Origin of the sequence: Arthrobacter sp. I3 (assembly GCF_000520575.1) — a bacterium.
GTDB lineage: Bacteria > Actinomycetota > Actinomycetes > Actinomycetales > Micrococcaceae > Arthrobacter > Arthrobacter humicola_A.
On sequence record NZ_KI914927.1, the window covers coordinates 32,642 to 43,526 of the forward strand.

Annotated in this window: 10 protein-coding genes; 7 read left to right on the forward strand and 3 right to left on the reverse strand. The window is 67.2% G+C overall.

Annotated elements, in window-relative coordinates; translation table 11 throughout:
• The first annotated feature begins 85 nt into the window (after positions 1–85).
• Together recO and Y706_RS0111555 are read left to right on the forward strand one after the other, a co-directional pair.
• Positions 86–838 (forward strand): DNA repair protein RecO, encoded by a 753-nt coding sequence (recO, locus tag Y706_RS0111550; RefSeq protein ID WP_028276717.1) that lies wholly within the window; start codon positions 86–88, stop codon positions 836–838.
• Between the two features lie 20 nt (positions 839–858).
• A complete protein-coding gene (locus Y706_RS0111555) occupies positions 859–1,710 on the forward strand; it encodes an isoprenyl transferase (protein WP_028276718.1) in 852 nt (283 codons plus the stop codon).
• Between the two features lie 6 nt (positions 1,711–1,716).
• On the opposite strand, the gene Y706_RS0111560 is transcribed toward Y706_RS0111555, so the two are convergent.
• Both Y706_RS0111560 and Y706_RS0111565 read right to left on the reverse strand, forming a co-directional pair.
• A complete protein-coding gene (locus Y706_RS0111560; protein ID WP_028276719.1) occupies positions 1,717–2,688 on the reverse strand; it encodes an alpha/beta hydrolase in 972 nt (323 codons plus the stop codon).
• A 36-nt stretch (positions 2,689–2,724) separates the two neighbouring features.
• Positions 2,725–4,419 carry an FAD-binding dehydrogenase gene (locus Y706_RS0111565; protein ID WP_043436037.1) on the reverse strand — a complete coding sequence of 565 codons (1,695 nt, stop codon included), beginning with the start codon at positions 4,417–4,419 and terminating at the stop codon, positions 2,725–2,727.
• Positions 4,420–4,569: 150 nt separating this feature from the next.
• On the opposite strand from Y706_RS0111565, the gene Y706_RS0111570 reads away from it, so the two are divergent.
• Positions 4,570–5,643 (forward strand): quinone-dependent dihydroorotate dehydrogenase, encoded by a 1,074-nt coding sequence (locus tag Y706_RS0111570; protein WP_028276721.1) that lies wholly within the window; start codon positions 4,570–4,572, stop codon positions 5,641–5,643.
• Positions 5,644–5,744: 101 nt separating this feature from the next.
• Here Y706_RS0111570 and Y706_RS0111575 read toward each other — a convergent pair whose 3' ends face one another.
• Positions 5,745–6,344, reverse strand: coding sequence for a DUF3043 domain-containing protein (locus tag Y706_RS0111575; protein ID WP_028276722.1), 600 nt, complete (start codon positions 6,342–6,344; stop codon positions 5,745–5,747).
• Positions 6,345–6,450: 106 nt separating this feature from the next.
• Between Y706_RS0111575 and Y706_RS0111580 the strand changes: the two genes are divergently transcribed.
• From Y706_RS0111580 to Y706_RS25040, 4 genes are all read left to right on the forward strand, one after another.
• Positions 6,451–7,881: a dipeptidase gene (locus Y706_RS0111580; protein ID WP_028276723.1), complete on the forward strand. Its 1,431-nt coding sequence runs from the start codon at positions 6,451–6,453 to the stop codon at positions 7,879–7,881.
• Between the two features lie 169 nt (positions 7,882–8,050).
• Complete coding sequence (locus Y706_RS0111585; RefSeq protein ID WP_028276724.1) at positions 8,051–8,440, forward strand: HesB/IscA family protein; 390 nt, start codon at positions 8,051–8,053, stop codon at positions 8,438–8,440.
• A 207-nt stretch (positions 8,441–8,647) separates the two neighbouring features.
• Positions 8,648–9,520 (forward strand): aa3-type cytochrome oxidase subunit II, encoded by an 873-nt coding sequence (gene coxB / locus Y706_RS0111590; protein WP_028276725.1) that lies wholly within the window; start codon positions 8,648–8,650, stop codon positions 9,518–9,520.
• Positions 9,521–9,530: 10 nt separating this feature from the next.
• Positions 9,531–10,885, forward strand: a 1,355-nt coding sequence (locus tag Y706_RS25040) for a cbb3-type cytochrome c oxidase subunit I (RefSeq protein WP_043436038.1), incomplete at its 3' end; no start/stop codon positions are given.

Here is a 10,885-nt window from a genome sequence, read left to right on the forward strand (position 1 = left end):
CAGTCTTTTGCCTCCGTCTTTTACCGTTCTACCTCGGCGGCGCTGCCCGTGCCGTGATTCCGTAAAGACAGTGCGAAGATTAACTGTGGTCCAACAATCCTTTGCTGCGCGTGCCTACCGTGATGACGCCGTCGTGCTGCGCACCCATAAGCTGGGCGAGGCCGACCGGATCATCACCCTGCTGACCAAGCACCACGGCCAGGTGCGGGCGGTGGCCAAGGGGGTCCGGCGCACCAGCAGCCGGTTCGGCGCCAGACTGGAACCGTTCATGGTGGCCGATCTCCAGCTGATTTCCGGGCGCACCCTGGACGTCGTCACGCAGGCCGTGGCCAAGGGCGCCTACGGCGGGAACATCGCCGCGGACTATGGCCGGTACACGGTGGCGGCCGCCATGACCGAGACGGCGGAGAAGCTCACCGACGTCGACGGTGAAGCCGGCACCGCCCAGTACAACCTGCTGGTGGGGGCCCTCGCGTCCCTGAGCCGGGGCGACCACGCCCCCGAACTCATCCTGGATTCCTACCTGCTCCGCGCCCTCGCGACCGGCGGCTGGGCGCCCAGCTTCACCGACTGCGCCCGGTGCGGTGCGTCCGGGCCGCACACCGCCTTTTCCGCGCCGCTCGGCGGCATGGTCTGCCACGGGTGCCGGCCGCCGGGATCGCCCGCGCCGGCCCCGGAGACGGTGCTCCTCATGGGTGCCCTGCTCACCGGAAACTGGACGACGGCGGATGCCTCCGCCTCCGTCCACCGCCGGGAAGCGGCCGGCCTGGTAGCCAGCTACCTCCAGTGGCACCTGGAACGAGTCCTGAAATCCCTCAAACATGTGGAGCGAACGTAAAAGTGGCATTGGGAAGAAGCCTGGGAAAGAACCTGGATAAAAGCCAGGCGAAACAGTCCAACGGCCGGCGGCGGACCACCCCGGTGGTGGCTCCCTATCCGCACCAGTCCGGCGCTGTTCCGCCCGCGATTCCCGCGGAGTTCATCCCGCGGCATGTGGCGATCGTCATGGACGGCAACGGGCGCTGGGCGAACCAGCGGGGCCTGCCCCGGATCGAGGGCCACAAGGCAGGGGAGCCTGCCCTGCTGGACGTCATGGCCGGCGCGATCGAGCTGGGGATCGAATACGTCAGTGTGTACGCCTTCTCCACCGAGAACTGGCGGCGGTCCCCTGAGGAGGTGCGCTTCCTGATGGGCTTCAACAAGGATGTCTTGCGCCGGCAGCGGAACCAGCTCGATGAATGGGGGGTCCGGATCCGCTGGTCCGGGCGGCGCCCGAAGCTGTGGGGCTCGGTGATCCGCGAACTCGAAGAGGCCGAGGACTACACCCGGGGCAACAGCACCTGCACCCTGAACATGTGCGTCAACTATGGCGGACGGGCCGAGATCGCCGACGCCGTCTCCGCGATTGCGGAGGAAGTGGCCCAGGGCCGGCTGAAGCCGGGGGCCATCACCGAGCGGACCATTCAGAAGTTCCTCGACGAGCCGGACCTGCCGGACGTGGACCTGTTCCTGCGCAGTTCCGGGGAACAGCGGCTGTCCAACTTCATGCTCTGGCAGTCGGCCTATGCCGAGTTCGTGTTCATGGACACCCTGTGGCCGGACGTGGACCGGCGGACGCTGTGGGACGCCGTCGAGATCTATGCACAGCGGGATCGCCGCTACGGTGGAGCCATCGACGCCGCTCCCGCCGCGGGCGGCCAGGTCAGCTGATCCGCGTCAGTCGTAGACGTACGCCCTGATCCACCGGGACAGCCGGGCATAGGCGTCCGCGCGGACCCGCGGGGCGGAGAGGAAGACGTCATGCAGGGCGCCGTCAATCCGCTCCAACGTCACGGTGCGGCCCAGGCTGAGCGCGCGGAGGGCGATTGTGTTCACGTCCAGGACCGCGTCCGTGCGGCGCATCGACTCCTTCCAGAACATCCCGTTGGCGCTGGCGCCCGAGATGAGCACCAGGATGGGCACATCGATGTTCAGCCCACGCGCCACCCTGGACTGGCCGGCGAGCACGGCGCTGAGCCAGCCGGCGCGGACCGGAAAGGCGTGCGGCGGACGGTAGGCATCGTCCAGGGCCCATTCGCCTTCCGCGGCGCTGCTGATGCTGCGCCAGTAGAAGGCCCGCTCGGGCAGCCGGATCACAGATTCCGGCCAGAACCGGGCGAACGGCTCCACCATGGTCCGCGCGGCCCGGCGCAGGGCGGGGCTGCCGTGGACTTCCAGCCATGGGCTGTCCAGGACCAGCTGTGACACCATCCCCGGATGCCGGTCGGCCCACAGCGCCGCGATCAGGCCGCCGGTGGAGTGTCCCATCAGCGTCACCTGCGGCGGCGTGGCGCCCGGCCTGAGCGAACCGATGATCCCGAGCGCTGCAGTGATTTCGGCGTCGTAGTTGTCCAGGTCTGCGACGTAGCCGCCGTGGGTGCCCGGGCGCAGGCTGCGGCCATGGTTGTGCATGTCGAGGGCGAAAAACTCAAACCCCTGCCCCGCCCAGAATTCCGCGAGCTCCTCATTGAAGAAGTAGTCACTCCAGCCGTGCAGGAACAGCACAGCCCGGGCCGGCAGCGCCGATGGTGCCGGCGGGAGCGGGGTATGGCGGACCAGGGTGGCAGTGCGCAGCACACCGTCAGGGCTGACGGCCTCAAAGGTGCACGCCTGGAAATCATCCCCGAGAATGTCGGTCCGCCACTGCATCGACTTTCCTCCTGTGTTGCTGAGTGCCTGCCCGGACTAGGCCGCGGACGCAGCGGCCCGGCCCGCGGAACGTCCGGAGAAGAGGCATCCGCCCAGGAACGTTCCCTCGAGTGCCCGGTAGCCGTGGATTCCGCCGCCGCCAAACCCTGCGGCTTCACCGGCCGCGAACAGCCCGGGCACGGGCTGCCCGGCGGCATCCAGGACCCGCGACTGCAGATCCGTCTGCACACCGCCAAGGCTCTTGCGCGTCAGGACCGAGAGCCGGACGGCGAGCAGGGGACCGTGCCGCGGATCCAACAGCCGGTGCGGCGGGGCGACCCGCATGATCTTGTCGGTGGCGAAACGCCGCGCTGCCCGGATCGCCGCCAGCTGCGGATCCTTGCCCATCCCGCTGGCAAACTGCCGGTCCCGGTCGCGGATCAGCTGCTCCAGGGCCGCGGGGTCGATGAGCTGCCCGCCCGTCAGATCGTTCATCTGCCCGGCGAGCCCGGCGGGGTCCGCTGCCTGCAGGAAGTCCACCCCGCGGTCCAGGAACCGCTGCAGCGGTGTATCGCTGCCGGGCTTCAGCCGTGAGACCAGCCGCCGGACGTCCTTGCCCGTGAGATCCGGGTTCTGCTCGGATCCTGACAGTGCGAACTCCTTCAGCGCGATGCTGCGGTTCAGGACGAACCATGAATGGGCATGCCCCGTGGCCAGGATGTGGCGCAGGGCGCCGAGCGAATCGAAGCCCGGAAACAGGGGAGGCGGGAGCATCCGCCCCGTCGCGTCCAGCCACAGGGCCGACGGTCCGGGCAGGATTCGGATGCCGTGCCGCGGCCAGACCGGGGCATGGTTGTGGATACCCTCCGGGTAATGCCACATCCGGTCCCCGTTGATGAGGTGTCCGCCGGCGCGGCCCACGGCCGGGAGGAAGTCCCCGTCCACGGATGCCGGCACGCCACTCAGCATCCGCTCCGGCGCCGCGCCGCCTGGCCACTCCTTGCGGACCACATTGTGGTTGCCGCCGATGCCGCCGCTTGTCACCACCACGGCTGCGGCCGCAGCCTCGAAAGTACCGGCCGGGCGTCGTGAAGAGCTTTCGCCCCGGCCTGCGCCGCTGGCTTCGAGCAATTCGCCGCTCACGCCGCTCACCCGGCCCGCGGTTTTCACGAGCCCGGTGGCGCGGTGGCGGAAATGGAAGGACACGCGGCCGGCGGCTTCGCCTTCGCGCAGCTTGGCAAGGAAGGGGGCCACCAGCGCCGGTCCCGTGCCCCACGCGACATGGAAGCGCGGGACAGTGTTGCCGTGGCCGTCCGGGCCGTAGCCGCCGCGTTCGGCCCACTGCACCAGGGGAAACAGCCCGACGCCGAGCGAGGCGAGCCAGGCACGCTTCTCACCAGCGGCGAAGTTCACGTACGCCGCCGCCCACTCCTTCGCCAGGGCGTCCTCCGGCCGGTCGAATCCCGCCGACGCATGCCAGTCGGCGAGGGCCAGCTCTTCGCTGTCCCGCACCCCGAGCCGCCGCTGTTCCGGAGTGTTGACCATGAAGAGGCCGCCGAAGGACCAGTGCGCCTGGCCACCGACGGAGGCCTCGGGTTCCTGATCGAGCACCGCCACCCGGCGGCCGGCGGCATAGGCCTGGGCCGCGGCCACGAGCCCTGCCAGGCCGGCGCCCACCACCACAACGTCGGCCTCGATCCCGCGACCCGAAGCCCCACGGCCGCCCGTTCCGACACCCTCATTGCTGGTCATGGCTTCATGCTAACTCCCGCCGGCGCACTTCCGCCGCCGGGCCCGGGCGCGGGGCGCCGCAGTCACAACGACAGTCACAACGGACAGTCACAACCGTGCCGGCGCGAGCGCTGGTTTGGTCTGCGCGGCCCGAACCGGAAAACTAGAGGCATGCGCGTATATCCCACATTTTTCCGGCTGGCCTTCTCATGGATGGACGCCGAACGCGCCCATAAGATCGGGTTCAAGGCCATCCGCCTCGCCCACAGCTGCGGTGCCGGGCGGTTGCTGCAGAAGTTCACCGCCCCCGCGGCGTCGCTGCAGACCCAGGCGTTTGGCCTGACCTTCCCGTCCCCATTCGGCCTAGCGGCCGGCTTCGACAAGGAAGGCCACGGCATCGAGGCGCTGGCGGAGCTCGGCTTCGGCCATGTGGAGGTCGGCACCATCACCGGCCAGGCCCAGCCCGGGAACCCGGCGCCGCGGCTGTTCCGCCTCGTGGAGGACAGGGCCGTCATCAACCGCATGGGGTTCAACAACGACGGCGCCGCGGCGGTGGCCCCGCGCCTGAAGTCCGCCCGCGCCGCCCTGCAGCGCCAGCACCCCGGCGTCCGGCCCGTGATCGGGGTGAACATCGGCAAGAGCAAGGTGGTCGGGCTCGAGGATGCGGTGTCCGATTACCTGATCAGCGCGCGCAGCCTGGCCCCCGCAGCGGATTATCTCGTCGTGAACGTCAGCTCGCCCAACACCCCCGGGCTTCGGCTGCTGCAGGACGTGGAGACCCTGCGCCCGCTGCTGGCCGCAGTGGGGGAGGAGGCGGACAAGGCCGCCGGCCGCCACGTTCCCCTCTTGGTCAAGATCGCGCCCGACCTCAGTGATGAGGACATCGACGACGTCGCGCGCCTGGCGCTTGACTTGAAGCTGGACGGCATCATCGCCACCAACACCACGATCGCCCGCACCGGGCTCGCCTCCAGCCCCGACAAGGTTGAGGCGTGCGGGGCAGGAGGTCTTTCCGGGGCGCCCCTGAAGAAACGGTCCCTGGAGGTCCTGGCCCGGCTCAAGTCCGTCACCGGCGGAGCGCTGACCCTGGTCTCGGTGGGCGGCGTCGAAACGGCACAGGACGTGCAGGAACGGCTGGACGCCGGCGCCACCCTCGTCCAGGGCTACACGGCGTTCCTTTACGAGGGACCTTTCTGGGCCGCGCGCATCAACCGGCTGCTGGCCACCCACCCGAGCCGGCGCTAGACCTTACGCTGCGATCGGGCCGGACCGGTCGCAGCAACCAAGAAGCCCCCGACAGGTGACTGCCGGGGGCTTCTTGGTTGAAGAATCGTGGAAGGGAAATGTCAGGCGGGGAACTCGCCGCGCCGGACCTGGGGCTTGGGCAGGCGCAGGCGGCGGAACTGCAGGGAGCGCATGGAGCCGTACCAGACGGTGCCGCGCTCGACGTCGCCGAACTTTTCGCCGAGCCGTTTCTTGAGCTTGCGGGAGAGGATGAAGACGTCCACGAAGACCGCGAGGAACATGACCCAGAAGGCGCCCAGGACGTAGACCATCTGTGCGCTGGAGGCCGGCACGAGCAAGGAGATGATGACAAACAGCAGGGCGCCGAACATGAGGAACTCGCCAAGGCTGAAGCGGGCATCGACAAAATCTCGGGCGAACCGCTTCTGCGGACCCTTGTCCCGCAGCGGCAGGAACTTATCGTCACCGGTGTCCATGGCCTGCCGCATCTTGAGCCGCTGCTCCGTGACGGCGGCGCGCTCGGCAGCCTTGGAAGCCTTGCGGTCCTCCGGCACGAGGGGCCGCTTGCGGGCCGCCTCCTGGGCGCTGCGCTTGGGCGTGGGTGCGCCCTTGCCGGTCACGGCGCTACGGGCTGCTGCCTCGGATGCCTGCTGGTCAACTACGTCCTGCGCCGATGGCGCTTCCTTTTTACGTCCAAACACCCCTAAAGAATACCCCGCAGACACAGGCCCGAGACCCAGCCCACACGGCGCAGGCCCGGGCGTGACGCTGTTTGTAGTGATTCAGAGCACGGGTAGTGTTTTGGCCATGACTTCATCTACCGCGGGGAACCCGCAGACCACCATGGACCACGAGGGCACCATCGATGCCGAGGCCCTCCGCCAGGCCGTTGCCGAATCGTTCGACAAAACGATCGGCCAGCTGACGGACCTTGTTGCCATTCCGGGCATCGCCTGGCCCAGCTTTGATCCCGCCCCGTTGAACCGCAGCGCCGACGCCGTCGCCAGCCTCGTGCGGGCCAGCGGCTTCGACGACGTCCGGATCCTCCGCTGCGACAAGGAAGACGGGACGCCCGGCGGGCCCGCCGTCGTCGCCCGCCGCCCGGCCGCGGAGGGCAAGCCGACAGTCCTGCTGTACGCCCACCACGACGTCCAGCCCACCGGCGACCTGGCACTGTGGGAAACCGACCCCTTTACCGCCGTCGAGCGCGACGGCAGGCTCTTCGGCCGCGGTGCCGCCGATGACAAGGCCGGCATCCTGGCGCACATTGCCGCCTACTCTGCGGTCACGCGCGTGCTCGGTGACGAATTGGGCCTGGGCGTGACGTTCTTCTTCGAGGGCGAAGAGGAGGCCGGCTCGCCAACGTTCCGGCAGTTCCTGGAAACCCACCGCGAGTTGCTCCGCGCCGACGTGATCGTCGTGGCCGACTCCAGCAACTGGAAGGTCGGCATTCCAGCCCTGACCACCAGCCTGCGCGGCCTGGTGGACGGCACCATCGAGGTCAAGGTCCTGGACCACGCCGTGCACTCGGGCATGTTCGGCGGCCCCGTGCTCGACGCCCCGACCCTGCTGGCCCGCCTGATCGCGACCCTCCACGACGACGAGGGCAGTGTCGCGATCAAGGGCCTGGTGAGCCGCGATGACGTGGTTGTCGACCTCACCGAGGAGGAGTACCGCGCCGACGCCTCCGTGCTCGACGGCGTGAAGCTCGCCGGGACCGGCAGCATTGCCTCACGCATGTGGACCAAGCCCGCCCTGTCCATTATCGGCTTTGACGCCCCGGCCGTGGACGTCGCCTCCAACACCCTGCTGCCGCGGGCCCGGGCCAAGTTCAGCCTGCGCCTGGCCCCGGGGCAGGACCCGGCAGCCGCCATGGAGGCTGTCCGCCAGCACGTCGAAACCCACGCCCCGTTCGGCGCTGAGGTGGTGTTCACCCCGGGGGAGAGCGGCAACTCCTTCCTGACGGACACGAGCTCGAAGGCCGCGTCCGTGGCCATGTGGGCCCTGGGCGAGGCCTGGGGTGTGCCCGCCGTCGAAATGGGGATCGGCGGATCGATCCCCTTCATCGCGGACCTCACCGAGCTCTACCCGGACGTGCAGATCCTGGTCACCGGCGTCGAGGATCCCGATTCCCGAGCCCACAGCGCCAACGAATCGCTGCACCTGGGTGACTTCCGGAACGCAATAGTCGCCGAGGCCCTGCTGCTCGCGCGCCTGAACAACGAAGGCGCGCTCTAGCCCCCGCGCCTGGCGCGTCCCGGGGAACATCCAGCCGTCTCCCACGGTTACGTCAGGAGTTAGAGCTACAGGGCTGCGCGAAGTAGCATGTAGCTATAGCCCATACCGTTTAAGTAGGGGCGGGCACCGTGTGAGCGGGGCCGCCACCACCGTTGCAAGAAGGTAGGCCATGAGCACTACAACCAATGAAAACAGCGCCGGCAACTCTGCCGCCGAGGCCGGCGAGCTGGCCACGCACGAGGTCATGCTGACCGACGTCGCGGCTGGAAAGGTCCGCAGCCTGCTGGAGCAGGAAGGCCGCACCGATCTGCGCCTCCGCGTTGCCGTGCAGCCCGGCGGTTGCTCCGGCCTGATTTACCAGCTCTACTTCGACGAGCGGCTGCTCGACGGGGATGCAGTACGCGACTACGACGGGGTGGAAGTCGTCGTCGACAAGATGAGCGTTCCTTACCTCAGCGGTGCCAGCATCGATTTCGAGGACACCATCGCCAAGCAGGGCTTCACGATCGACAACCCGAATGCCGGCGGGTCCTGCGCCTGCGGAGATTCTTTCCACTAATTCCTTCCACTAAGGCCGGGCATTTTGCCCGGCCTTAGTGCCGCAGGATCCTCAACGAGCGGCGCCTACAAAAAGGTCCCGACGCACGGTGCGGACATGTGGGCGAAAACTCCCGGGGAGCGGTAAGCTCTACACCGAGTAGTAAAACTTTTCGTTTGCCCTGCCCGTAATTTGCGGGGCAACAGCAACAAGTAGGAAGGGCCGTCTGTGAGTTCGCAGAACCGAACCGGCAGCCGACGCAAACAGATCACTACGATCACTGGCTTGGCACTAGCCGGCGCGTTGGCTTTGACTGGATGTTCACCAGAGGTACAGAAGGGCTGGTTGCCCACCGAGCGTGGCACCACCAATCACACTGACCTCATCATGGACCTCTGGGTCAACTCATGGATTGCCGCGCTGGTCGTCGGCATCATCACCTGGGGCCTGATGATCTGGTGCATCGTCGCTTACCGGCGCCGCAAGGGCACCGTGGGCTTCCCGCGCCAGAACAGCTTCAACCTTCCGCTTGAAGTGTTCTACCTGACGATCCCGCTGTTCATGGTCCTGGTGTTCTTCTACTTCACCGACCGCGACCAGCAGTCGATCGATGACCGCTCAACGCCGGCCGACGTCGTCGTCGACGTCCGCGGCAAGCAGTGGGCGTGGGACTTCAACTACTTGAAGGGCAACGTCGTCACCGAGGACGTGCACGAAGCCGGCGTCCAGGCGCACCTGACCGGTAACGACGTGGACAAGAACAAGCTGCCCACCCTGTACCTGCCGGTCAACAAGTCGGTTGACCTCGAGCTCAACGCGCGCGACGTCATCCACTCTTTCTGGGTCCCTGCCTTCCTGCAGAAGCGCGACATGATTCCCGGCAAGACCAACTACATCCGCTTGACGCCCACCAGGGAGGGCACCTACGACGGTAAGTGCGCCGAACTCTGTGGCGAGTACCACTCCGAAATGCTGTTCCGCGTGAAGGTTGTCTCCGAGTCGGAGTTCCAGGCGCACATGAACCAGCTGCGCCAGGACGGGAACACCGGCCTGCTCGGTGAAGAGTACGACCGCAACCCGGCCCCGGCCGAAACCAAGTAAGGGGAGCGACGTGGCAACTTACACTCAATCCGCCGGGATCCTCGAGGCTCCCGTAGTACCGAAGTCCAAGGGACGCATCGTCGTCAACTGGATCACCTCGACCGACCACAAAACGATCGGGTACATGTACCTGATCGCGTCGTTCATCTTCTTCTGCTTCGGCGGCATCATGGCGCTGCTGATCCGTGCCGAGCTCTTCGAGCCCGGCATGCAGATCCTGCAGACCAAGGAGCAGTACAACCAGCTCTTCACCATGCATGGCACCGTCATGCTGCTGATGTTCGCGACGCCGCTGTTCGCCGGCTTCACCAACGTCATCATGCCGCTGCAGATCGGTGCCCCCGACGTCGCCTTCCCGCGACTGAACGCACTGGCCTTCTGGTTCTTCCTCTTCGGCTCCACGATCGCCGTCTCCGGGTTCATCACCCCGCAGGGCGCCGCGTCGTTCGGCTGGTTCGCGTACGCGCCCCTGTCCAACACTACGTTCAGCCCCGGCGTGGGCGGTGACCTCTGGGTCTTCGGCCTGGCGCTCTCCGGCTTCGGCACCATCCTCGGCGCCGTCAACTTCATCACCACCATCATCTGCATGCGCGCCCCGGGCATGACCATGTGGCGGATGCCGATCTTCACCTGGAACGCCCTCGTGACCTCCATCCTGGTCCTGATGGCCTTCCCGCCGCTGGCCGCCGCGCTGTTTGCCCTCGGCGCCGACCGCCGCTTCGGTGCGCACATTTTCGATCCCGAGAACGGCGGTGCCGTCCTCTGGCAGCACCTGTTCTGGTTCTTCGGCCACCCTGAGGTGTACATCATCGCGCTGCCGTTCTTCGGCATCGTCTCCGAGATCTTCCCGGTCTTCAGCCGCAAGCCGATCTTCGGCTACAAGGGCCTGGTCTACGCGACCATCTCCATTGCCGCCCTGTCCGTGACTGTGTGGGCCCACCACATGTACGTCACCGGCTCGGTCCTGCTGCCGTTCTTCTCCTTCATGACGATGCTCATCGCCGTTCCGACCGGTGTGAAGTTCTTCAACTGGATCGGCACCATGTGGCGCGGTTCCATCACGTTCGAGACCCCCATGCTGTGGAGCATCGGCTTCCTGGCGACGTTCCTCTTCGGCGGCCTCACCGGCATCATCCTGGCCTCGCCGCCGCTGGACTTCCACGTCTCGGACTCCTACTTCGTGGTGGCGCACTTCCACTACGTGGTCTTCGGCACCGTCGTGTTCGCCATGTTCGCCGGGTTCTACTTCTGGTGGCCCAAGTGGACCGGCAAGATGCTTAACGAACGCCTCGGCAAGATCCACTTCTGGATGCTGTTCCTGGGCTTCCACGGCACCTTCCTGATCCAGCACTGGCTCGGCGTCGA